A 26,999-nucleotide genomic window follows, 5' to 3' on the forward strand; every position below is an offset into this window, starting at 1 on the left:
TACACAGCCTGCCGAACATCCCCGCGAGGGCCCGGCCGCCTGCCGGATGTCCCGGCGCGCGGAGACCGGGTCCCGCGCCCAGGAGTCGCTCCGGACCGTACGCGCGACGGCCGAGGGCTCACTGCCTGCCGAACACCCCGGCGAGAGCGCGGAAGGGGCCGGGCACCGCGCCCTTCAGCCGGGCCGGCAACCGTAGCCAGCGCGGGGCGTACGTCTCGGGGCGGCCGTGTTCGACGGCGGCCACGACGGCCCGGGCGACCCGCTCGGCGGGGATCGGCGCGGGCCATCGGCGGCTGTACGGGGCGCCGCGCCGCTCGAAGAACGGGGTGTCCACCACGCCGGGCAGCACGACGGACACGCCGATCCCGCGCAGTTCGTACCGCAGGCTCTCGGCGAAGACGAGGAGGCCCGCCTTGGTCGCGGCGTACACCGCCTCGTCCCGCACACCGACCGCTCCGGCGATCGAGGCCACGAAGACGAGATGCCCCCGGCCGCGCTCGATCATGGCGGGCAGCAGCGACCGGGTCAGGCGGATGGGAGCCGTCAGGTTGCACGCGACCATGTGCTCGATGGTGTCGTCCGGCATCGTCGCGAACGGCCCGGCCCATCCGGTCCCCGCGTTGCAGACCAGGACGTCGACCACTCCGGCGCGCTCGGCCAGGCCGGCGACGTCCGTCGTGAGGTCACAGGCGAGCGCCTGCCCCCCGGTCTCCGAGGCGACGGCTTCGAGCCTCCCGCGATCACGACCGGACAGCACGACGCGGGCTCCCACCTCGGTCATCGCCCGCGCGGTCGCGGCCCCTATGCCCGACGACGCGCCCGTGATCAGCACGCGAGCCCCCGCAAGTCTCATCGTCACATCGCCCTCGTCGGTTCGGGAGGGGGGAACTCCAACGTCGTCTCCGGTGTGGTTCCCCCCGATGCCCCGCCGCATGCACCGGCAGCGCATCCTCACCCCGCCCTTGCCCAGGAGGAGGTGTCCGGCTCACCGGTCGTCTACCGGTCGGGCTCCGGCGTGAAGGCAACGCCCCTGTGATGTCTCCGGCCGGAAGGCCGATGTGAGTGCTGTCCCGTTGGCTCAGGTCGTGCGCTCGGAGACGAACACGAACTCGCGACCTGGGCGATCAGGGGCTTCCCGCACATCCAGCACTCGATAGCCGTTGGCGACCAGGCTCGATTCGACCTCGTCGCGACCGCGGAACCGGAGGGTCGAGTCGGAGGTGACCACCGTGCCGTCCGACAGGAACCTGTAGGTGTGGCGGAAGGAGACGAACGGAAGACTCACGTCGGTGACCTCGCGACGCTGCTCCACCGGTCCGTTCCCCGGGATGTCGAGGACGACCTGAGCGGCGTCGGCGGCCCACTCCTCCCAGGCCCGGCGTTCGGGACGCCTGGTCTCGAACACGAAGTGGCCACGTGGACGGAGTGCGGCGTGGACGCCCTGGAGAGTCCGCGCCCAGTCGTCATCGGTGAGGAAGACCTGCGCCACGTTTCCCGTCATCACCGCAAGATCAGCCCCGAGCGCGGGCACCGTCGTGGCATCACCGTGGACCCAGGTGATCCTTCCGAGCCGATCCTTCGACGTCGCGATCTCCAGTGATGCCTCGGCCGGATCGACGCCCACGACGGTGCGGCCGCTCTCGGCGAGCAGGAGCGCCAGGCATCCCGTGCCGCAACCGACGTCGAGCACGCGGTCCGCGCCCAGCTCGTCGGCGATGCGGAGGTAGGCCGTCAGGTCGTCGCGGTCTCCGTCGAAGGCGTCGTAGACGGCGGCGAGGCGAGGGTGGGCAAAGATCGCATCGGGCACCCGGCGACCATATCCACGGCAGAGCGCTCGGACGACGGGTTTTCGGCCGCCGCCGTTGTGCTCTCAGGCCGCGATGAGGATCTGGTCCGGCCGGCTGGGTCGCCTCCGGCGTGTCCGCGCCGAAGGCGACCCAGCCGATTCGGCTGTCGGGGCGCATTCCGGCATCGTCAAGGACCTCGGGGCATGCTCCGAACCGCCGTGTGCCTGGCGGATCGATGGCCTTGACGACACCGGACGCTCGCGGACGCCTCAGGACACGATGCTGATCCCGGGCATGGGACAGAGCATCTTCTGCTCCGCCGCGAAGTGCTTCTTCGCGGTCCAGGCGACCGTCTTGCCCGGGGGCACCTTCACGAGGGTCTGGGCGTAGTCGAGCGTTGTCGCCTTGGTGGTGGTGAAGTGGACGATGACCTTGTAGGTGACGGCCTTCTTCCCAGGGTTTTTCGCCGTTCCCTGAGCACTCCAACCGCCCGGTACGGCCTCGCATTTGGTCTGAACGATGTTCTGGCGAATGCCGGGGTCATTGGCCATCTTCGTCGGAAGCGGGTTCGCCCCGGCGTCCTTGTCCTTCGCGGTCGGCGCCGCGGCCGGCTGCCCCTCCGACACCGCCGAGACGTTGCGCACGGTGTCCGCGTTCGGAGAACATCCGGCGGCCAGCACGGATGCCAATATCACCAGCGCGGGGACTTTTACCACCGAAGGTGACGCAAATCGTATATTCACTGAACGACTCCCGCAGTATCGGTTGATTTATATTGGCGTTCAACTTTTCGACCTATACGGAATCGCAGCGTCAGGCCGAGGGCACCCACTGGATGCACCGGATTCTCACGGAGCCTGCGCTTTCGGTACGCAGGATGACCGTCGAAGCCATTTATTCACGATTGCCATGGAGCGGTGAATGCCATATCACCCACGACGATACAACCGCTCTCGGCAGAGGTCATTCTTCGTTGTCCATCACTGACCCGGTTTTGAGGTAATATTCACGCTCATCGAGATGGAATTCTCCCCTCCTGTCTTATATGACAGATAAGACCATTCCGATACCGAGGCGCCGACGGTCACGCCCCATCGAGTTCGGTCGCCGTCGCCCCGTCGTCCGTGAACCGTCGTCCTTGAAGCCGCCGGTCCTGCGATGCTCGGAGGTACGTTCGTCCTGGACGAGCCCGATGCCCGGCGAACCGGGCCGGCGCGATCGGTCCGGCTCTCGCCGCGGCCCGGCGGCTCCACACCGGCGAAATCCACCTGTGCTCATACGCGTTTCTCGGTGGATAAGGCGGCGTTTACCGCCTTATCCACCGAGAAATCATGTCCGGTCGTCAGCCCGGTGGACCTTCTTCCGGCCTACCGGTTGCCGTGACCGGCCCTCGCCGTTACAGGCATCGAGCCGATCGCCTCTCGTTGCCCAGGTGATGGCCCCCACCTATTCGGATGAGGTGGATGCGGCCGGGCTCAACAATGCCTTTTTGGATGACCTCCGTGATGCCGGTGGTGGTGCCTCCAGTGACCTGCGTGATGCCGGTCGTGGTGCTTCCAGCGACCTCCGTGATGCCGGTGATGGTGATTCCGACGATCAGTGATCTTGGTCTTTCTGGAATTCGACCAGGACTTGTGAACCTGGCAGGTCTGATTGCCGGCACCGCCGGCCCGTGGCCTGACCGTCGCAACCGTCGCGGTCGACATGGTGGAGGTGGTGACCGCGCCCGTCGGCAGAGTGCCCGAGGCCATCGCCGTATTCACGATCGAACCGGCGTTCATGTCCGCCCGCGTCACCACGTACGTGCCCGTGCAGGTCGTCGAGGCCAGCGGCGCCAGCGTCGTCACCGGACACGTGATCACCGAGGGCACCCCCGGCCGCCCGGAGGTGGTGTCCTTGATCCCGATACCGCTCAACGTGACGTTGCCGGTGTTGACGACCAGGTAGGAGTAGGTGATCCTCCGGCCCGCCGCCGATACCCTGTCGGGAGTCGCCGTCTTCGACAGCGTCAGGCCGGGATTCGGCGTAGCGGTCACCGTCGCGGTCGACGGAGGGGACATGACCGGTAGACCCGTCGGCAGGGTGCCGAAGGCCGTCGCGGTGTTCACGACCGAACCGGCGTTGACATCCGCCTGGGTCGTCACGTAGGTGCCGATGCAGGTCGTCGTGGCCTGCGGCGCCAGCGTCGTCACCGGGCAGGTGATCATCGGTGGCGTCCCTGTACCCGAGAACGCCGTGTCCGTCGCCCCCACCCCGGTCAGGGTCTCGTTACCGGTGTTGACGATCAGGTAGGAGTAGGTCACCATCCGACCCGCCGCCGTCACCGTGGACGGATCAGCCGTCTTGACGAGCGTCAACGACGCGGCGACCGTGACCGTGACCGTAGCGGTCGACGGCGCCGACGTGACCGCGGGACCCGTCGGCGGAGTGCCCGAGGCGACCGCCGTGTTCACGACCGACCCCGCGTCGATATCCGCCTGCGTGGTCCTGTAGGTGCCCGTGCACGTCGTCGCGGCCTGCGGTAGGAGCGTCGACACCGGACACGTGATCACCGGAGGCGTCCCCGTACCCGAGAACGCCGTGTCCACCACGACCACTCCGGTCAGCGTCGCGTTGCCGGTGTTGACGACCAGGAAGGAGTAGGTGATCGTCTGACCCGCCGCCGTCACCGTGGACGGCGAGGCCGTCTTCAGCAACGTCAGACTGGGCGCCGAGATGACGCTGACGGTCGCCGTCGACGGAGCCGACGTGACCGCGGGCCCCGTCGGCGGAGTACCCGAGGCGACCGCCGTGTTCACGATCGACCCCGCGTCGACATCCGCCTGAGTGGTCACGTACGTACCGGTGCACGTCGTCATGGCCTGCGGCGCCAATGTCGTCACCGGACAGGTGATCACCGGAGGCGTCCCCGTACCCGAGAACGCCGTGTCCGTCGCCCCCACACCCGTCAGGGTGGCGTTGCCGGTGTTGACGATCGAGTACGAGTAGGTGATCGTCTGACCCGCCGCCGTCACCGCCGACGGGGAAGCGGTCTTCAACAGCGACAGCTCCGGACGCGAGATGGCGGTCACCGCCGCCGTCGACGGAGTGGACGTGACCGGTGGACCCGTCGGCGGGGTGCCCGAGGCGACCGCGGTGTTCACCACCGACCCCGCGTCGACATCCGCCTGTGTCACCACGTATGTACCCGTGCAGGTCGTCGAGGCCTGCGGCGCCAACGTCGTCACCGGGCAGGTGATCACCGGAGGTGTTCCCGTACCCGAGAACGCCGTGTCCACCACGACCACTCCGGTCAGCGTCGCGTTGCCGGTGTTGACGACCAGGAAGGAGTAGGTGACCGTACGGCCCGCCGCCGTCACCGTGCTCGGCGAGGCCGTCTTCAGCACCGTCAGACCGGGCGCCGAGGCGATAACCACGGTCGCGGTCGACGGAGCAGAGGTCACCCCGGGGCCCGTAGGTGGAGTGCCCGAGGCGACCGCCGTGTTCACGACCGACCCGGCGTCGACATCCGCCTGAGTCGTCACGTAGGTGCCGGTGCAGGTCGTCGCGGCCTGCGGCGCCAACGTCGTCACCGGGCAGGTGATCACCGGAGGTGTTCCCGTACCCGAGAACGCCGTGTCCACCACGACCACACCCGTCAGCGTCGCGTTACCGGTGTTGACGACCAGGAAGGAGTAGGTGACCGTACGGCCCGCCGCCGACACGGCGGACGGAACCGCCGTCTTCAGCAACGTCAGGCCGGCGACCAGATCTCCAGTGATCGTCACGGTCGACGGAGCCGACGTGACCGCAGGACCTGTCGGCGGAGTACCGGAGGCGACCGCGGTATTCACGATCGACCCGGCATCGACATCCGCCTGAGTCGTCACGTAGGTGCCGGTGCAGGTCGTCGTGGCCTGCGGCGCCAATGTCGTCACCGGACAGGTGATCACCGGAGGCGTTCCCGTACCGGAGAACGCCGTATCCGTCGCACTTACCCCGGTCAGGGTCGCGTTTCCGGTGTTGACGACCCGGTACGAATAGGTGATCGTCTGCCCCGCGCTCACCACCGCCGACGGGGAAGCGGTCTTCAACAGCGACAGCTCCGGACGCGAGGTGGCGGTCACCGCCGCCGTCGACGGAGCGGACGTGACCGCGGGACCCGTCGGCGGGGTGCCCGAGGCCACCGCCGTGTTCACCACCGACCCCGCGTCGACATCCGCCTGCGTCACCACGTACGTACCCGTGCACGTTGTCGAGACCTGCGGTAGGAGCGTCGTCACCGGACACGTCACCACCGGTGGCGTCCCCGTACCCGAGAACGCCGTATCCACCACACTCACACCCGTCAACGTCGCGTTACCGGTGTTGACAACGCTGTACGAGTAGGTGACCGTCTGCCCCGCCGCCGTCACCGTGGACGGCGAGGCCGTCTTCAGCAACGTCAGACTGGGAATCAGGTCGGCCGTCACCGCCGCCGTCGACGGAGCGGACGTGACCGCGGGACCCGTCGGCGGGGTGCCCGAGGCAATCGCCGTGTTCACGATCGACCCCGCGTTGACATCCGCCTGGGTGGTCACGTAGGTGCTGGTGCAGGTCGTCGTGGCCTGCGGTGCCAGCGTCGTCACCGGACACGTGATCACCGGAGGCGTTCCCGAACCCGAGAACGCCGTGTCCACCACGCCCACACCCGTCAACGTCCGGTTGCCCGTGTTGACGACCAGATAGGAGTAGGTCACCGTCCGGCCCGCCGCCACCACGGCGGACGGAACCGCCGTCTTCAACAGCGACAGCTCCGGGCGCGACGTGGCGGTCACCGTCGCGGTCGACGGATCGGAGGTCACCGCGGGACCCGCGGGCGGGGTACCCGAGGCCGTCGCGGTGTTCACGATCGACCCGGCGTCGATGTCGGCCTGGGTGGTCACGTACGTGCCGGTGCACGTCGTCGTGGCCTGCGGTGCCAGCGTTGTCACCGGACAGGTGACCACGCCGGGTGTTCCCGTACCCGAGAACGATGTGTCTATCGCCCCCACTCCGGTCAACGTGACGTTGCCGGTGTTGACGACCAGGTACGAGTAGGTGATCGTCTGACCCGCCGCCGACACCGAGCTCGGCGACGCGGTCTTCGCCACCGTCAACCCAGGAGCCGGCGTCGCCGTGACCGTAGCGGTCGACGGCGCCGACGTGACCGCGGGACCCGTCGGCGGAGTGCCGGAGGCGACCGCCGTGTTCACGATCGACCCCGCGTCGACATCGGCCTGTGTCACCACGTACGTGCCCGTGCAGGTCGTCGAGGCCTGCGGCGCCAATGTCGTCACCGGACACGTGATCACCGGAGGCGTTCCCGTACCCGAGAACGCCGTGTCCACCACGGCCACACCCGTCAGCGTCGCGTTGCCGGTGTTGACGACCAGGAAGGAGTAGGTGACCGTCTGACCCGCCGTCGTCACCGTGCTCGGTGAGGCCGTCTTCGCCACCGTCAAACCCGGAGCCGGCGTGGCCGTGACCGTTGCGGTCGACGGCGAAGACGTGACCGGTGGGCCCGTCGGTGGAGTGCCGGAGGCGACCGCCGTGTTCACGATCGAGCCGGCGTCGATGTCGGCCTGGGTGGTCACGTACGTGCCCGTACAGGTCGTCGCGGCCTGCGGCGCCAGCGTCGTCACCGGACAGGTGATCACCGGAGGCGTTCCCGAACCGGAGAACGCCGTGTCGGCCACGCTCACACCGGTCAGCGTCGTGTTGCCGGTGTTGACGACCACGAACGAGTAGGTGATCGTCTGACCAGGCGCCGACACCGTGTTCGGTGAGGCCGTCTTGACGAGCGTCACACCAGGAGCCGGTGTCGCCGTGACCGTCGCCGTCGACGGAGCCGAGGTCACCGAGGGACCCGTCGACGGAGTGCCCGAGGCCGTCGCGGTGTTCACGATCGACCCCGCGTCGATGTCGGCCTGGGTGGTCACGTAGGTGCCGGTGCACGTCGTCGCGGCCTGCGGTGCCAGGGTCGTCACCGGGCAGGTGATCACCGGAGGCGTTCCCGTACCCGAGAACGACGTGTCCGCCGCCCCCGCACCGGTCAACGTGACGTTGCCGGTGTTGGTGACCAGGTAGAAGTAGGCCACCGTCTGCCCCGCCGCCGTCACCGTGGACGGCGAGGCCGTCTTCAGCAACGTCAGGCCGGGCGCCGAGGTGATGCTCACGGTCGCGGTCGACGGAGCCGACGTGAGCGGCGGGCCCGTGGGCGGGGTGCCCGAGGCCGTCGCGGTGTTCACGATCGAGCCGGCGTCGACATCCGCCTGGGTGGTCACGTACGTGCCCGTACAGGTCGTCGTGGCCTGCGGCGCCAATGTCGTCACCGGACACGTGATCACGGGAGGCGTCCCCGAACCGGAGAACGCCGTATCCGTCGTCCCTACACCGGTCAACGTGACGTTGCCGGTGTTGGTCACCAGGTAGGAGTAGGTGATCGTCTGGCCAGGCGCCGACACCAAGCTGGGCGACGCCGTCTTCACCACCGTCAAACCGGGTGCCGGCGTCGCCGTGGCCGTCACGGTCGACGGAGCCGACGTGACCGCGGGGCCCGTCGGAGGAGTACCCGAGGCGACCGCGGTGTTCGCCACCGAACCGGCGTCGACATCCGCCTGCGTCACCACATACGTACCCGTACACGTCGTCGAGGCCTGCGGCGCCAATGTCGTCACCGGACAGGTGACCACCGGAGGCGTCCCCGAACCCGAGAACGACGTGTCCGCCACAGCCACACCCGTCAACGTCGCGTTGCCATTGTTGACGACCCGGTACGAGTAGGTGATCGTCTGATCCGTCGCCGTCACCGTGGACGGCGACGCCGTCTTCAGCAACGTCAGGCCGGGAGCCGAGGTGGCCGTCACCGTCGCGGTCGACTGAGCCGACGTGACCGCGGGCCCCGTCGGCGGAGTACCCGAGGCGACCGCGGTGTTCACCACCGACCCCGCATCGACATCCGCCTGCGTCACCACGTAGGTGCCGGTGCACGCCGTCATGGCCTGCGGCGCCAACGTCGTCACCGGACAGGTGACCACCGGAGGCGTCCCCGAACCCGAGAACGACGTGTCCGCCACAGCCACACCCGTCAACGTCGCGTTGCCATTGTTGACGACCAGATACGAGTAGGTGATCGTCTGATCAGGCGCCGACACCGAGCTCGGCGACGCCGTCTTGACGAGCGTCAACGACGCGGCGATCGTGACCGCGACCGTCGCGGACGACGGCGAAGACGTGACCGATGGACCCGTCGGTGGAGTGCCGGAGGCGACCGCGGTGTTCACCACCGACCCCCCGTCGACATCCGCCTGGGCGGTCACGTACGTACCCGTGCAGGTCGTCATGGCCTGCGGCGCCAGCGTCGTCACCGGACACGTGACCACCGGAGGCGTCCCCGAACCCGAGAACGCCGTATCCACCACGGCCACCCCGGTCAGGGTCGCGTTTCCGGTGTTGACGACCACGTACGAGTAGGTGATCGTCTGCCCCGCCGCCGACACCGTGGACGGCGACGCGGTCTTCGCCACCGTCAAACCCGGAGCCGGCGTCGCCGTGACCGTCGCCGTCGACGCAGCAGAGGTCACCGCGGGGCCCGTCGGCGGAGTGCCCGAGGCGACCGCCGTGTTCACCACCGACCCGCCGTTGACATCCGCCTGCGTCACCACGTAGGTGCTGGTGCAGGTCGTCGAGGCCTGCGGTGCCAGTGTCGTCAACGGACACGTGATCACCGGAGGCGTCCCCGAGCCGGAGAACGCCGTGTCCACCACGGCCACACCGGTCAGGGTCGCGTTGCCGTTGTTGACGACCAGGTAGGAGTAGGTGATCGTCTGACCTGCCGCCGTCACCGTGCTCGGCGACGCCGTCTTCAGCAACGTCAAGCCGGGATCCGAGGTGACACTGACCGTCGCGGTCGACGGCGAAGACGTGACCGGTGGACCCGTCGGAGGAGTGCCCGAGGCCACCGCCGTGTTCACGATCGACCCCGCGTCGACATCCGCCTGGGTGGTCACGTAGGTGCCGGTGCACGCCGTCATGGCCTGCGGCGCCAGCGTCGTCACCGGACACGTGATCACCGGAGGCGTCCCCGACCCCGAGAACGCCGTGTCCACAGCCCCCACCCCCGTCAACGTCGCGTTTCCGGTGTTGACGACCCAGTAGGAATAGGTGATCGCCTGACCCGCCGCCGTCACCGTGCTCGGCGACGCGGTCTTCGCCACCGTCAACCCAGGAGCCGGCGTCGCCGTGACCGTCGCGGTCGCGGGAGCAGACGTGACCACGGGACCCGTCGGCGGAGTACCCGAGGCGACCGCGGTGTTCACGATCGACCCCGCGTCGACATCCGCCTGCGTCACCACATACGTACCCGTGCAGGTCGTCGCGGCCTGCGGCGCCAGTGTCGTCACCGGACAGGTGATCACTCCGGGCGTTCCCCTGCCCGAGAACGCCGTGTCCACCACGCCCACACCCGTCAACGCCCGGTTACCGTTGTTGACGACCAGATAGGAGTAGGTCACCGTCTGACCGGCCCCCGTCACCGTGGACGGCACCGCCGTCTTCGCCACCGTCAACCCAGGAACCGACGTCGCCGTGACCGTCGCCGTCGACGGAGCCGACGTGACCGCAGGGCCCGTCGGAGGAGTACCCGAGGCCACCGCCGTGTTCACGATCGACCCCGCGTCGACATCCGCCTGGGTGGTCACGTACGTACCGGTGCAGGTCGTCGAGGCCTGCGGCGCCAACGTCGTCACCGGACAGGTGACCACCGGAGGCGTCCCCGAACCGGAGAACGCCGTGTCCACCACGGCCACACCCGTCAACGTCGCGTTGCCGGTGTTGACGACCAGGAAGGAGTAGGTGACCGTCTGACCCGCCCCCGTCACCGTGGACGGCGACGCCGTCTTCAGCAACGTCAGACTGGGCGCCGAGGTGATGCTCACGGTCGCGGTCGACGGAGCCGAGGTCACCGAGGGACCCGCGGGCGGGGTACCCGAGGCGACCGCCGTATTAACCACCGACCCGGCGTCCACATCCGCCTGGGTGGTCACGTACGTGCTGGTGCACGTCGTCATGGCCTGCGGCGTCAACGTCGTCACCGGGCAGGTGATCACTCCGGGCGTTCCCGTACCCGAGAACGCCGTGTCTGCCACACCCACACCCGTCAACGTCGCGTTGCCGGTGTTGACGACCAGGTACGAGTAGGTCACTGTCCGGCCCGCCCCCGATACCGCGGACGGAACCGCCGTCTTCAGCAACGTCAGGCCGGCGACCGCATCTCCAGTGATCGTCACGGTCGACGGAGCCGAGGTCACCGCGGGCCCCGTCGGTGGAGTGCCCGAGGCCACCGCCGTGTTCACGATCGAGCCGGCGTCCACATCCGCCTGCGTGGTCACGTAGGTGCCCGTGCAGGTCGTCATGGCCTGCGGTGGGAGCGTTGTCACCGGACAGGTGATCACCGGAGGCGTCCCCGTACCCGAGAACGCCGTGTCCACCGCCCCCACACCCGTCAACGTCGCGTTGCCGGTGTTGACGACCAGGTACGAGTAGGTGATCGTCTGCCCCGCCACCGTCACCGCCGACGGGAAAGCTGTCTTCAACAGCGACAACTCCGGACGCGAGGTGGCGGTCACCGTCGCCGTCGACGGGTTGGAGGTCACGGCAGGACCTGCGGGCGGAGTACCCGAAGCCGTCGCGGTGTTCACGACCGACCCCGCGTCGATGTCGGCCTGGGTGGTCACGTAGGTGCCGGTGCACGTCGTCGAGGCCTGCGGCGCCAGCGTTGTCACCGGACAGGTGACCACTCCGGGCGTTCCCGTGCCCGAGAACGCCGTGTCCACAGCCCCCACACCCGTCAACGTCGCATTTCCGGTGTTGGTGACCAGGTAGGAGTAGGTGATCGTCTGCCCCGCCGCCGTCACCGTGGACAGATCAGCCGTCTTCAGCAACGCCAGGCCGGGAATCAGGTCGGCCGTCACCGTCGCGGTCGTCGGAGGGGCCGTGATCGGTGGACCTGTCGGCGGGGTGCCGGAGGCGACCGCGGTGTTCACGATCGAACCGACATTGACATCCGCCTGGGTGACCACGTATGTGCCGGTGCACGTCGTCGAGGCCTGCGGCGCCAACGTCGTCACCGGACACGTGATCACCGGAGGCGTCCCCGTACCCGAGAACGCCGTGTCCACCACGGCCACACCGGTCAGGGTCGCGTTGCCATTGTTGACGAGCATGTACGAGTAGGCGATCGTCTGACCCGCCGCCGACACCGTGGACGGCGACGCCGTCTTTACCACCGTCAAACCCGGAGCCGGCGTCGCCGTGACCGTCGCCGTCGACGCAGCCGAGGTCACCGCGGGGCCCGTGGGCGGGGTGCCCGAGGCGACCGCGGTGTTCACGATCGAGCCGGCGTCCACATCCGCCTGCGTGGTCACGTACGTGCCCGTGCACGTCGTCGCGGCCTGCGGTGCCAATGTCGTCACCGGACACGTGATCACCGGAGGTGTTCCCGAACCGGAGAACGCCGTGTCCACAGCCCCCACACCCGTCAACGTCGTGTTTCCGGTGTTGACGATCGTGTACGAGTAGGTGATCGTCTGGCCCGTCGCCGTCACCGTGGACGGCGACGCCGTCTTCAGCAACGTCAGGCTGGGCGCCGAGGTGATGTCCACGGTCGCGGTCGACGGCGAAGACGTCACCGCGGGACCCGTCGGCGGGATCCCGGAGGCGACCGCCGTGTTCACGATCGACCCCGCGTCGACATCCGCCTGGGTGACCACGTAGGTCCTGGTGCACGTCGTCGAGGCCTGCGGCGCCAACGTCGTCACCGGGCACGCCACCGCCGAAGGCGTCCCCGAACCCGAGAACGCCGTGTCCACCACACCCACACCGATCAGGGTCGCGTTACCGGTGTTGACGATCGCGTACGAATAGGTCACCGTCTGACCTGCCGCCGACACCGAGCTCGGCGACGCCGTCTTCACCATCGTCAGACCAGGAACCGACGTCGCCGTGACCGTCGCCGTCGACGGCGAAGACGTGACGGCGGGACCCGTGGGCGGGGTGCCCGAGGCGACCGCCGTGTTCACCACCGAACCCGCGTCGACATCCGCCTGCGTCACCGCATACGTACCCGTACAGGTCGTCGAGGCCTGCGGCGCCAGGGTCGTCACCGGACAGGTGACCGCTCCGGGCGTTCCCGTACCGGAGAACGCCGTGTCCACAGCCCCCACACCGGTCAACGTCGTGTTTCCGGTGTTGGTGACCAGGTACGAATAAGTGATCGCCTGACCCGCGCTCACCACCGTCGACGGGGAAGCGGTTTTCAGCAACGTCAGACTGGGCGCCGAGATGACGCTGGCGGTCGCCGTCGACGGAGCCGACGTCACCGCAGGGCCCGTCGGTGGAGTGCCCGAGGCGACCGCCGTGTTCACCACCGAACCCGCGTCGACATCCGCCTGAGTCACCACATACGTACCCGTGCACGTCGTCATGGCCTGCGGCGCCAGCGTCGTCACCGGACAGGTGACCACCGGTGGTGTTCCCGAGCCCGAGAACGCCGTGTCCACCACGGCCACACCGGTCAGGGTCGCGTTGCCATTGTTGACGACCAGGTAGGAGTAGGTGACCGTCTGACCCGCCGCTGTCACCGTGCTCGGCGAGGTCGTCTTCAGCAGCGTCAGGCCGGCGGCCGGATTTCCGGTGACCGTCGCCGTCGACGGAGCCGACGTCACCGCAGGGCCCGTCGGCGGAGTGCCGGAGGCGACCGCGGTGTTCGTCACCGAGCCGGCGTCGATGTCGGCCTGGGTGGTCACGTAGGTGCCGGTGCAGGTCGTCGTGGCCTGCGGTGCCAGCGTCGTCACCGGACAGGTGATCACCGGCGGCGTCCCCGAGCCCGAGAACACCGTGTCGGCCACACTCACACCGGTCAATGTCGCGTTACCGGTGTTGACGATCGTGTACGAGTAGGTGATCGTCTGCCCCGCCGCCGTCACCGTGCTCGGCGAGGCCGTCTTCAGCAGCGTCAGGCTGGCGGCCGGATTTCCGATGACCGTCGCCGTCGACGGAGCCGACGTCACCGCAGGCCCTGTCGGTGGAGTGCCCGAGGCCACCGCCGTGTTCACGATCGACCCCGCATCGATGTCGGCCTGAGTGGCCACATAGGTGCCGGTGCAGGTCGTCGAGGCCTGCGGTAGGAGCGTCGTCACCGGACACGTCACCACCGGCGGCGTCCCCGAACCCGAGAACACCGTGTCCGCCGCTCCCACACCGTTCAATGTGACGTTGCCGGTGTTGGTGACCAGGTAGGAGTAGGTGATCGTCTGACCCGCCGCCGACACCGTGTTCGGCGACGCCGTCTTGAGGAGCGTCAACGACACGGCGGCCGTGACCGTGACCGTGACCGTCGACGGCGAAGACGTGACGGCGGGACCCGTCGGTGGAGTGCCCGAGGCGACCGCCGTGTTCGCAACCGAACCGGCGTCGATGTCGGCCTGCGTCGTCACGTAGGTGCCGGTGCAGGTCGTCGAGTCCTGCGGCGCCAACGTCGTCACGGGACAGATGACCACCGGAGGCGTCCCCGAACCGGAGAACGCCGTATCCGTCGTCCCTACACCGTTCAATGTGACGTTGCCGGTGTTGGTGACCAGGTAGGAGTAGGTGATCGTCTGACCCGCCGCCGACACCGTGCTCGGAACCGCCGTCTTCACCACCGTCAAACCAGGAACCGGCGTCGCCGCGACCGTCACGGTCGACGGCGAAGACGTGACCGCGGGACCCGTCGGCGGGGTGCCCGAGGCGACCGCCGTGTTCACCACCGACCCCGCGTCGACATCCGCCTGAGTCGTCACGTAGGTGCCGGTGCAGGTCGTCGAGGCCTGCGGCGCCAACGTCGTCACCGGACACGTGACCGCTCCGGGTGTTCCCGTGCCCGAGAACGCCGTGTCCGTCGCCCCCACCCCGGTCAGGGTCGCGTTGCCGGTGTTGACGACCAGGTAGGAGTAGGTGATCGTCTGCCCCGCCGCCGTCACCGTGCTCGGCGAAGCCGTCTTCAGCAACGTCAGGCTGGGTGCCGAGGTGATGCTGACGGTCGCGGTCGACGGAGCAGAGATCACCGCAGGGCCCGTGGGCGGAGTGCCGGAGGCGACCGCCGTGTTCACGATCGAGCCGGCGTCGGCATCCGCCTGGGTGGTCACATAGGTCCTGGTGCAGGTCGTCGAGGCCTGCGGCGCCAGCGTCGTCACCGGACACGTCAGCGCCGAAGGAGTCCCCGAACCGGAGAACGCCGTGTCAACCACACCCACCCCGGTCAGGGTGGCGTTGCCGTTGTTGACGATCAGATACGAGTAGGTGATCGTCCGGCCCGCCGCCGACACGGCGGACGGCGACGCCGTCTTCAGCAACGTCAGGCCGGCGACCGGATCTCCGGTGACCGTCGCCGTCGACGGAGCCGACGTCACCGCGGGACCCGTCGGCGGAGTACCCGAGGCCACCGCGGTGTTCACGATCGACCCCGCGTCGACATCCGCCTGCGTGGTCACGTAGGTGCCCGTGCAGGTCGTCGTGGCCTGCGGCGCCAGGGTCGTCACCGGACAGGTGATCACCGGAGGCGTTCCCGAACCGGAGAACGCCGTGTCCGTCGCCCCCACCCCGGTCAGGGTGGCGTTGCCGGTGTTGACGACCCGGTACGAATAAGTGATCGTCTGCCCCGCCGCCGTCACCGCCGACGGGAAAGCGGTCTTCAACAGCGACAGCTCCGGGCGCGAGGTGGCGGTCACCGTCGCGGTCGCGGGAGTGGACGTGACCGGTGGACCCGTCGGCGGGGTGCCCGAGGCGACCGCGGTATTCACGATCGACCCCGCGTCGATGTCGGCCTGGGTGGTCACGTACGTACTGGTACAGGTCGTCGAGGCCTGCGGCGCCAACGTCGTCACCGGGCACGTGATCACCCCGGGCGTTCCCGTGCCCGAGAACGCCGTATCCACCACACCCACACCGGTCAGCGTCGCGTTGCCATTGTTGACGATCGTGTACGAGTAGGTGACCGTCTGACCCGCCGCCGTCACCGTGGACGGAACCACCGCCTTCAGCAATACCAAACCAGGAGCCGACGTCGCCGTGACCGTCGCGGTCGACGGCGAAGACGTCACCGCAGGACCCGTCGGCGGAGTGCCGGAGGCGACCGCGGTGTTCACGATCGAACCGGCGTCCACATCCGCCTGCGTCACCACGTACGTACCCGTACACGTCGTCGAGTCCTGCGGTGCCAGCGTCGTCACCGGACACGTGACCACCGGAGGCGTCCCCGAACCCGAGAACGACGTATCCGTCACACCCGTACCGGTCAACGTGACGTTGCCGGTGTTGGTGACCAGGTAGGAGTAGGTCACCGTCTGACCCGCCGCCGTCACCGTGGACGGAACCGCCGTCTTCACCACCGTCAAACCCGGAGCCGACGTCGCCGTGACCGTCGCCGTCGACGGAGCCGAGGTCACCGCGGGACCTGTCGGCGGGGTGCCCGAGGCGACCGCCGTATTCACGATCGACCCCGCGTCGATGTCCGCCTGGGTGGTCACGTACGTGCTGGTGCACGTCGTCGTGGCCTGCGGTATGAGCGTCGTCACCGGGCAGGTGACCACCGGAGGCGTCCCCGTACCGGAGAACGACGTATCCGTCGCCCCCACCCCGGTCAACGTCGCATTTCCGGTGTTGGTGACCAGGTAGGAGTAGGTGACCGTCTGCCCTGCCGCCGTCACCGTGGACGGCGACGCCGTCTTCGCCACCGTCAAACCAAGAGCCGGCGTCGCCGTGACCGTCGCCGTCGACGGCGAAGACGTCACCGCGGGACCCGTCGGCGGAGTGCCGGAAGCCGTCGCGGTGTTCACGATCGAGCCGGCGTCGATGTCCGCCTGGGTGGTCACGTACGTGCTGGTGCACGTCGTCGAGTCCTGCGGTGCCAGCGTCGTCACCGGACACGTGATCACCGGAGGCGTCCCCGAACCGGAGAACGACGCGTCCGTCACACCCGTACCGGTCAACGTGACGTTGCCGGTGTTGGTGACCAGGTAGGAGTAGGTCACCGTCTGACCCGCCGCCGTCACCGTGGACGGCGACGCCGTCTTCAGCAACGCCAGGCCGGAAATCAGCTCGGCGGCCACGGTCGCGGTCGACGGATCGGAGGTCACCGCGGGACCCGTCGGCGGAGTACCCGAGGCCGTCGCGGTGTTCACCACCGACCCGGCATCGATGTCCGCCTGCGTGGTCACATACGTGCCCGTACACGTCGTCGAAGCCTGCGGCGCCAACGTCGTCACCGGACACGTGATCACCGGAGGCGTCCCCGTACCCGAGAACGCCGTATCCACCACGGCCACACCCGTCAACGTCGTGTTACCGATGTTGACGACGCTGTACGAGTAAGTGATCGCCTGGCCCGCGTCGGTCACCGTCGACGGGACGGCCGTTTTCAGCACCGTCAGGTCGGGAGCCAGGGCGGCGGCCAACGTCGCGGTCGACGGGGCAGACGTCACCGCGGGACCCGTCGGCGGAGTACCCGAGGCCGTCGCGGTGTTCACCACCGACCCGGCATCGATGTCCGCCTGCGTGGTCACATACGTGCCCGTACACGTCGTCGAAGCCTGCGGCGCCAACGTCGTCACCGGACAGGTGACCACCGGAGGCGTCCCCGTACCCGAGAACGCCGTGTCCGCCACGGCCACCCCGGTCAGGGTCGCGTTGCCGTTGTTGACGACCAGGTAGGAGTAGGTGATCGTCTGACCCGCCGCCGACACCGAACTCGGTGAGGTCGTCTTCAGCAATGCCAGACCGGGAGCCAGGACGGCGGCCACCGTCGCGGTCGACGGATCGGAGGTCACCGCGGGACCCGTCGGCGGAGTGCCCGAGGCGACCGCGGTGTTCACGATCGACCCCGCGTCGATGTCGGCCTGGGTGGTCACATAGGTGCCGGTGCAGGTCGTCGAGGCCTGCGGCGCCAACGTCGTCACCGGACAGGTGACCACCGGAGGTGCCCCCGAACCGGAGAACGACGTATCCGTCACCCCCACCCCGGTCAACGTCGCGTTACCGGTGTTGACGATCTGGTAGGAGTAGGTCACCCTCCGGCCGGCCGCCGCCACCGTGCTCGGCGAGGCCGTCTTCAGCAACGCCAGACCGGGATCCGACACGGTGGTCAAGATCGCTGTCGCCGGATCGGACGTGACCGGTGGACCCGTCGGCGGAGTGCCGGAGGCCGTTGCCGTGTTCACGAGCGCCGCCGAGTCGATGTCGGCCTGCGTGGTCACGTAGGTGCCGGTACAGGTCGTCGTGGCCTGCGGCGCCAGCGTCGTCACCGGACACGTGATCACCGGAGGCGTCCCCGTACCCGAGAACGCCGTGTCCACCACACTCACCCCGGTCAGCGTCGCGTTACCGGTGTTGACGACCCGGTAGGAGTAGGTGACCGTACGACCGGCCGCCGTCAGGGTGTTCGGAGTTCCTGTCTTCAGCAGCGCCAGGCCGAGCTCCGGCGCGGCCGCAACGGTCACGGTCGACGGATCGGAGGTCACCGCGGGACCCGTCGGCGGAGTGCCCGAGGCCGTCGCGGTGTTCACGATCGACCCGGCATCGATGTCCGCCTGCGTGGTCACATACGTGCCCGTACAGGTCGTCGAGGCCTGCGGCGCCAGGGTCGTCACCGGGCAGGTGATCACCGGAGGCGTCCCCGTACCGGAGAACGCCGTGTCCACCACACTCACCCCGGTCAACGTCGCGTTACCGGTGTTGACGACCCGGTAGGAGTAGATGATCGTCCGACCGGCCGCCGTCACCGAGCTCGGCGACGCCGTCTTCAGCAATGACAGGCCAGGATCCGAGGTGGCCGCAACGGTCACGGTCGACGGATCGGAGGTCACCGGTGGACCCGTCGGCGGGGTGCCCGAGGCGACCGCCGTGTTCACGATCGAACCGGTGTCGACATCCGCCTGCGTGGCCACATACGTGCTGGTGCACGTCGTCGAGGCCTGCGGTAGGAGCGTCGTCACCGGGCAGGTGATCACCCCGGGTGTTCCCGTGCCCGAGAACGCCGTATCCACCGCCCCCACCCCGGACAGGGTCGCATTTCCGGTGTTGACGATCAGATAGGAGTAGATGATCGTCCGGCCCGCCGCCGTCACCGTGCTCGGCGACGCCGTCTTCAACAACGACAGGCCAGGATCCGAGGTGGCCGCAACGGTCACGGTCGACGGATCGGAGGTCACCGCGGGACCCGTCGGCGGAGTACCCGAGGCCACCGCCGTATTCACGATCGAACCGGCATCAATATCGGCCTGCGTGGTCACATACGTGCTGGTACAGGTCGTCGAGGCCTGAGGCGCCAACGTTGTCACCGGACACGTGATCACCCCGGGCGTCCCCGAACCCGAGAACGCCGTATCCACCGCCCCCACCCCGGTCAACGTCGCATTTCCGGTGTTGACGATCAGATAGGAGTAGATGATCGTCCGACCGGCCGCCGTCACCGTGCTCGGTGAGGCCGTCTTCAGCAACGACAGGCTGGGCGCCGGGGCGATGGTAACGGTCGCGGTCGACGGATCGGAGGTCACCGCGGGACCCGTCGGCGGGGTGCCCGAGGCGACCGCCGTGTTCACGATCGACCCCGCGTCCACATCCGCCTGCGTGGCCACATACGTGCTGGTGCACGTCGTCGAAGCCTGAGGCGCCAACGTCGTCACCGGACACGTGATCACCCCGGGCGCTCCCGTACCCGAGAACGCCGTATCCACCGCCCCCACCCCGGACAGGGTCGCATTTCCGGTGTTGACGATCAGATAGGAATAGGTGATCGTCCGGCCCGCCGCCGACACGGCGGACGGAACCGCCGTCTTCAGCAACGTCAGGCCGGCGACCGGATTTGCGGTGACCGTCGCGGTCGACGGATCGGAGGTCACCGGTGGACCCGTCGGCGGAGTGCCCGAGGCCGTCGCGGTGTTCACGATCGACCCGGCGTCGACATCCGCCTGCGTGGCCACATACGTGCTGGTGCACGTCGTCGAGGCCTGCGGCGCCAGCGTCGTCACCGGACACGTGATCACCGGAGGCGTCCCCGTACCCGAGAACGCCGTATCCACCGTCCCAACCCCGGTCAGCGTCGCATTACCGGTGTTAACGATCATGTACGAATAGCTCACCGTCTGACCCGCCGCCGTCACCGTGCTCGGCGACGCCGTCTTCAGCAACGACAGGCTGGGCGACGAGGTGACGTTGACCGTCGCGGTCGACGGAGCCGACGTCACCGCGGGACCCGTCGGCGGAGTACCCGAGGCCACCGCCGTATTCACGATCGAACCGGCATCGATATCGGCCTGCGTGGCCACGTACGTACCCGTGCACGTCGTCGAGGCCTGCGGTAGGAGCGTCGTCACCGGACACGTCACCACCGGAGGCGCTCCCGTACCGGAGAACGCCGTGTCCGCCGCCCCTACCCCGGTCAGGGTCGCATTTCCGGTGTTGACGACCAGGTAGGAATAGGTCACCGTCTGACCCGCCGCCGTCACCGTGCTCGGCGACGCCGTCTTCAGCAACGACAGGCTGGGATCCGAGGTGGCCGTCACCGTCGCCGTCGACGGAGCCGACGTCACGGCGGGACCCGTGGGCGGGGTGCCGGAGGCGACCGCGGTGTTCACGATCGAGCCGGCGTCCACGTCCGCCTGGGTGGTCACGTACGTGCCGGTGCACGTCGTCGAGGCCTGCGGCGCCAGCGTCGTCACCGGACACGTGATCACCCCGGGTGTTCCCGTGCCCGAGAACGCCGTGTCCGTCGCCCCCACCCCGGTCAGCGTCGCGTTACCGGTGTTAACGATCATGTACGAATAGGTGACCGTCCGGCCTGCGGCCGTCACCGTGCTCGGCGACGCCGTCTTCAACAACGACAGGCTGGGATCCGAGGTGATGCTGACGGTCGCGGTCGACGGATCGGAGGTCACCGCGGGACCTACGGGCGGAGTGCCCGAGGCGACCGCCGTGTTCACCACCGAACCCGCGTCGACATCCGCCTGCGTCACCACATACGTGCCCGTGCACGTCGTCGTGGCCTGCGGTGCCAACGTCGTCACCGGACACGTGATCACCGGAGGCGTCCCCGTACCGGAGAACGCCGTATCCACCGCTCCCACCCCGGTCAGGGTGGCGTTGCCGTTGTTGACGATCAGATAGGAGTAGGTCACCGTACGGCCCGCCGCCGACACGGCGGACGGCGACGCCGTCTTCAGCAACGTCAGGCCGGCGACCGGATCTCCGGTGACCGTCGCCGTCGACGGAGCCGACGTCACCGCGGGACCCGTCGGCGGAGTACCCGAGGCGACCGCGGTGTTCACGATCGACCCCGCGTCGATGTCGGCCTGGGTGGTCACATACGTGCCGGTGCAGGTCGTCGTGGCCTGCGGCGCCAGCGTCGTCACCGGACAGGTGATCACCGGAGGCGTCCCCGTACCGGAGAACGCCGTATCCGTCGCACTTACCCCGGTCAGGGTGGCGTTACCGGTGTTGACGACCCGGTACGAATAAGTGATCGTCTGCCCCGCCGCCATCACCGCCGACGGGAAAGCGGTCTTCAACAGCGACAGCTCCGGACGCGACGTGGCGGTCACCGTCGCGGTCGACGGATCGGAGGTCACCGCGGGACCCGTCGGCGGAGTGCCCGAGGCCACCGCCGTATTCACCACCGCCCCCGCGTCGACATCCGCCTGCGTGGCCACGTACGTACTGGTGCACGTCGTCGAAGCCTGAGGCGCCAACGTCGTCACCGGACACGTGATCACCCCGGGCGTCCCCGTACCCGAGAACGCCGTGTCCACAGCCCCCACACCCGTCAACGTCGCGTTACCGGTGTTGACGATCGAGTACGAGTAGGTGATCGTCTGCCCCGCCGCCGTCACCGTGGACGGAACCGCCGCCTTCAGCAACGCCAGGCCGGGAACCAGCGCGGCCGTGACCGTCGCCGTCGCGGGAGCGGACGTGACCGGTGGGCCCGTCGGTGGAGTGCCCGAGGCGACCGCCGTGTTCACGATCGACCCCGCGTCGATGTCGGCCTGGGTGGTCACATACGTGCCGGTGCACGTCGTCGCGGCCTGCGGCGCCAGCGTCGTCACCGGACAGGTGATCACCGGAGGCGTCCCCGAACCCGAGAACGCCGTGTCCACCACCCCCACCCCGGTCAGCGTCGCGTTACCGGTGTTGACGATCATGTACGAGTAGGTCACCGTCCGACCGGCCGCCGACACCGTGCTCGGCGAGGCCGTCTTCAACAGCGCCAGGCCGGGATCCGGCGTGGCCGTGACCGTCGCGGTCGACGGATCGGAGGCCACCGCGGGACCCGTCGGCGGAGTGCCCGAGGCGACCGCCGTGTTCACGATCGACCCCGCGTCGATGTCGGCCTGGGTGGTCACATACGTGCCGGTGCACGTCGTCGCGGCCTGCGGCGCCAGCGTCGTCACCGGACACGTGATCACCGGAGGTGCCCCCGAACCGGAGAACGACGTGTCCACCACCCCCACCCCGGTCAGCGTCGCATTACCGGTGTTAACGATCATGTACGAGTAGGTGACCGTCCGGCCCGCCGCCGCCACGGCGGACGGCGAGGCCGTTTTCAGCAATGTCAGGCCGGCGACCGGATTTGCGGTGACCGTCGCCGTCGACGGCGAAGACGTGACCGCGGGACCCGTCGGCGGGGTGCCCGAGGCGACCGCCGTATTCACCACCGAACCCGCGTCGACATCCGCCTGCGTCACCACATACGTACCCGTACACGTCGTCGTAGCCTGCGGTAGGAGCGTCGTCACCGGACAGGTGACCACTCCGGGTGTTCCCGAACCCGAGAACGCCGTGTCCGTCGCCCCCACCCCGGTCAACGTCGTGTTTCCGGTGTTGACGACCCGGTAGGAATAGGTGATCGTCTGGCCCGCGCTCACCACCGCCGACGGGGAAGCGGTCTTCAACAGCGACAGCTCCGGACGTGAGGTGGCGGTCACCGTCGCCGTCGACGGAGCCGACGTCACCCCGGGACCCGTCGGCGGCGTACCCGAGGCGACCGCCGTGTTCACCACCGAACCCGCGTCAATATCCGCCTGCGTCACCACGTACGTGTTCGTGCACGCCGTCATGGCCTGCGGTGCCAGCGTCGTCACCGGGCACGTGATCGCTCCGCGCGTTCCCAGACCCGTGAACGTCGCGTCCACCACACCCACATCCGTCAACGTCTGGTTACCGGTGTTGGTGACCAGGTAGGAGTAGGTGATCGTCTGACCCGCCGCCGTCACCGTGGACAGATCAGCCGTCTTCAGCAGCGCCAGGCCGGGATCCGGCGCGGCCGTGACCGTCGCGGTCGACGGAGCCGACGTGACCGCGGGACCCGTCGGCGGGGTGCCCGAGGCGACCGCGGTGTTCACGATCGACCCCGCGTCGATGTCGGCCTGGGTGGTCACATAGGTACCGGTGCACGTCGTCGAGGCCTGCGGCGCCAGCGTCGTCACCGGACACGTGATCGCTGGAGGTGTCCCCGTACCGGAGAACGCCGTGTCGGCCACACTCACACCGGTCAGGGTCGCGTTGCCGGTGTTGACGACCCGGTAGGAGTAGGTCACCGTCCTACCCGCCGCCGTCACCGTGCTCGGCGACGCCGTCTTCAGCAGCGCCAGGCCGGGATCCGGCGCGGCCGTCACCGTCGCCGTCGACGGAGCCGACGTCACCGCGGGACCCGTCGGCGGGGTGCCCGAGGCCACCGCCGTGTTCACGATCGACCCCGCGTCCACATCCGCCTGCGTGGTCACATACGTGCTGGTGCACGTCGTCGAGGCCTGAGGTGCCAACGTCGTCACCGGACACGTGATCACCCCGGGCGTCCCCGAACCGGAGAACGCCGTATCCACAGCCCCCACACCCGTCAACGTCGTATTTCCGGTGTTGACGACCTGGTACGAGTAGGTCACCGTCCTGCCCGCCGCCGTCACCGTGCTCGGCGACGCCGTCTTCAGCAACGTCAGGCCGGGCGACGAGGCGATGCTGACGGTCGCGGTCGACGGAGCCGAGGTCACCGCGGGACCCGTCGGCGGAGTGCCCGAGGCGACCGCCGTGTTCACGATCGAGCCGGCGTCGACATCCGCCTGCGTGGTCACGTAGGTCCTGGTGCAGGTCGTCGAGGCCTGCGGCGCCAGCGTCGTCACCGGACACGTCAGCGCCGAAGGAGTCCCCGTACCCGAGAACGCCGTGTCCACCACGCCCACACCCGTCAACGTCCGGTTGCCGTTGTTGACGACCAGGTAGGAGTAGGTGATCGTCCTGCCCGCCGCCGCCGCCGTGCTCGGTGACGCCGTCTTCAGCAACGTCAAGCTGGGCGACGAGGTGACGCTGACCGTCGCGGTCGACGGAGCCGAGGTCACCGCGGGACCCGTCGGCGGAGTGCCGGAAGCCGTCGCGGTGTTCACGATCGAGCCCGCGTCGACATCCGCCTGGGTGGTCACATAGGTCCTGGTACACGTCGTCGAGGCCTGAGGCGCCAACGTCGTCACCGGACACGTCACCGCCGAAGGCGTCCCCGAACCCGAGAACGACGTGTTCGTCACCCCCACCCCGGTCAACGTCCGGTTACCGGTGTTGGTGATCAGGTAGGAGTAGGTGATCGTCCGGCCCGCCGCCGTCACCGTGCTCGGTGACGCCGTCTTCAGCAACGACAGGCTGGGCGACGAGGTGACGTTGACCGTCGCGGTCGACGGAGCCGAGGTCACCGCAGGACCCGTCGGCGGAGTGCCGGAGGCCGTCGCGGTGTTCACGATCGACCCCGCGTCGACATCCGCCTGGGTGGTCACGTAGGTCCTGGTACACGTTGTCGAGGCCTGAGGCGCCAACGTCGTCACCGGACACGTCACCGCCGAAGGCGTCCCCGAACCCGAGAACGACGTGTTCGTCACCCCCACTCCGGTGAGGGTGGTCTCACCGGTGTTGGTGATGGCGTACGAGTACGTCACCGTCCTGCCCGCCGCCGTCACCGTGCTGGGCGACGCCGTCTTCAGCAGCGCCAACGACGAAACCTGCACGGGAACCACCGTCGAGACATTGGAGATGGCACTTCCCTGCTGGGTGGGCGTGTCAGAGCTGGAGTACGTGATGGTCGCGCTGTTGGTCACCGACGTGCCGGGCGAGTTGGGGCCGAGGGTGACCCGGAACGTCACGGAGGTGGATTGGCCCGGTGCCAGTGAGCCGCCGCTCGTGGCGTTCGCTCCGGTTCCCAGCTGTGCGCTGACCTGATTGCCGACGAACTGTGCCTGGTCATCCCCCGGGGCGTCCGTTTTGGGGCCGGCGTTGGGCCCCGACCCCACGACGATGGTTCCCGGAACGTAGACAGTGTTGGCGGGGATCGGGTCGAAGAGCAGCACTCCGAGGGCGGTGTCGTCTCCCGTGTTGGTCGTGGTGATGGTGTATTCGAGCACCGAGCCTGGTTTGGGGGTTCCGCCGCCTATCAGCTGGGATGACTTGGTCGTCTGCAGGTTCGCCTGGTGGAGGTCGGTCTGGGTGAAGAACGCCTGGGGCCAGTAGGCGTCTCCCACGGTGGCGAAGGTGAACTGGGCCGTGGTGTCATTGTTACGGAACGCCGACGACGCGTTGATGATGTTGGAGTCGTACCCGAGCGTGTTGGTATAGGTCGGGTTTCGGTTGGTCACCTGGTTGCCGAGCGTGGCGATGGTGGAGTTGAAGAAGTTGTTCGCCGGGTGGAGGGCGTCGGTGAGGGTGGTCAGTGGCCCATTGGTGGTCTTGACGCTCAGAGAGTCACCGACGATCGCGTTGTCGCCGTCGTAAACGACCTCGCCCAGCTGGACGTTCACCGCCCCGGTGGTCGGGGTCCGGAACCCGGACAGGTTGATCGTGGTGCTCGCGGCGCCGTTCTCCTGATACAGGAAGCCGTCGAACACCGCGATGTTCCGCAACGGCAGCGAGGGGTCGCGGTAGGCCACCACCAGTGACCAGCCGCCGAACGCTCCGAGACCGTCGAGCCCTCGGGCGGCCTGCACGTTCGCCACCGCGTAGGTGCCGGCACCCGCCGACGCCACCAGGGAGGTGACATCCGCGGAGGCTCCGTAGACGATTCCGTTCGCGGTGACGTTGTCGGGGGTGTCTCCGATGTCACCGGCCGAGGCGGTGATCGTCCGGTAGGCGGTGTCACCCGGAGCCTTGATCAACACTCGACCGCGCAGGCTGATGTCGGGCGCCAGGCGGTTGCCGGCCGGAAGGCCAGTCGTGTCGGTCGTGGTCTGGCCTCGCCCGCCCCAGTACAGCCGCGCGTAGGCTACCTGCGGGCTGGCCGACAACGTGAGGTCGGCGGTGCTGGAGTTGAAGGTCGTCGCGTCGCTGTCCACGTCGATGAAGGTGGCGGCGACGTTGTTGTTGCCCGAGCCGTTCTGACGGGTGGCGCAGTCGCTCACCTGCGGGGGGTAGCAGGTCACCACCGCGTTCGCCGCCCGGGTCACCGTCCCTCGGTAGTTGCTCGTGTAGCGCTGGGAGAAAGCGATCGGCGCCCGGCGCGCCGCTCGCGCACCCGCCTTCGCACCCGCCTTCGCACCCGGTCGAGCCGACTCGGCATCGGCCCGGGTCTCCGCGGACGGCCGGCGCCGGGCGGCGCCGCCGTCGGCGGTCTCCGGCATCGGATCGGCCGTGACGTCCAACGGCGCCTGGGACGGCGCATCGGCGACGGCACCGGCCTCATCGGCCGGCGCGCCGGTGGCGGCATCGGTGGCGCTATCAGCGGCGGCATCGGCGGTGGCGGCATCGGTCGGCGCATGACGCTTGTCGGCCTGCGCGCCGGCGGTGGTGTCGGCCCCGCCGGTCGGCGCGCCAACGGCCTCGGGGCCACCGGTCGCGTCCTGGCAGGTCCGCCCCGCGTGCGCGTCGACCGTCGGGATGGACATCCGGTCGCCGTATGCCCGGACGGCGTACCGGACCTCGACGCTGTCGCCCGCGCTCACATCGCCCGTCCACCTGAGCAGGGGCTTGCTGTAGGTCAACGCCCCCGCGGTCGCCTGCCTGTCGCCCACGGTCTCGCCGCCGGGGACGGCGGAAAGGTCTTCGGCGAAACTCGCCCCTTTCGCGTCGACGTCACCGGTGTTGGCGACGTGCACCGTGACGATCGCGCGCGCGCCTTCGACATGCGCGTCCCGCGTCAACCGCAAGGTCGGGCCCGTC

General features: G+C 68.8%; 4 protein-coding genes. All 4 read right to left on the reverse strand.

The features are described 5' to 3' along the window. Nucleotides 1–118: 118 nt before the first annotated feature. The 4 genes from DKM19_RS37550 to DKM19_RS37565 all read right to left on the reverse strand — a co-directional run bounded on the left by DKM19_RS37550 (nt 119) and on the right by DKM19_RS37565 (nt 26,986). On the reverse strand, nt 119–853 hold the full coding sequence (locus DKM19_RS37550; RefSeq protein ID WP_110706269.1) for an SDR family oxidoreductase: 735 nt from the start codon (nt 851–853) through the stop codon (nt 119–121). Nucleotides 854–1,078: 225 nt separating this feature from the next. Then, entirely contained in the window at nt 1,079–1,807 is a 729-nt protein-coding gene (locus tag DKM19_RS37555; RefSeq protein WP_110702502.1) for a bifunctional 2-polyprenyl-6-hydroxyphenol methylase/3-demethylubiquinol 3-O-methyltransferase UbiG, read from the reverse strand. A 249-nt stretch (nt 1,808–2,056) separates the two neighbouring features. Next, nucleotides 2,057–2,482, reverse strand: coding sequence for a hypothetical protein (locus tag DKM19_RS37560; protein WP_162642062.1), 426 nt, complete (start codon nt 2,480–2,482; stop codon nt 2,057–2,059). 780 nt (nt 2,483–3,262) lie between these two features. Then, complete coding sequence (locus tag DKM19_RS37565) at nt 3,263–26,986, reverse strand: DUF11 domain-containing protein (protein ID WP_110702506.1); 23,724 nt, start codon at nt 26,984–26,986, stop codon at nt 3,263–3,265. Nucleotides 26,987–26,999 lie beyond the last annotated feature (13 nt).

It is taken from the genome of Streptosporangium sp. 'caverna' (assembly GCF_003203775.1).
GTDB lineage: Bacteria > Actinomycetota > Actinomycetes > Streptosporangiales > Streptosporangiaceae > Streptosporangium > Streptosporangium subroseum.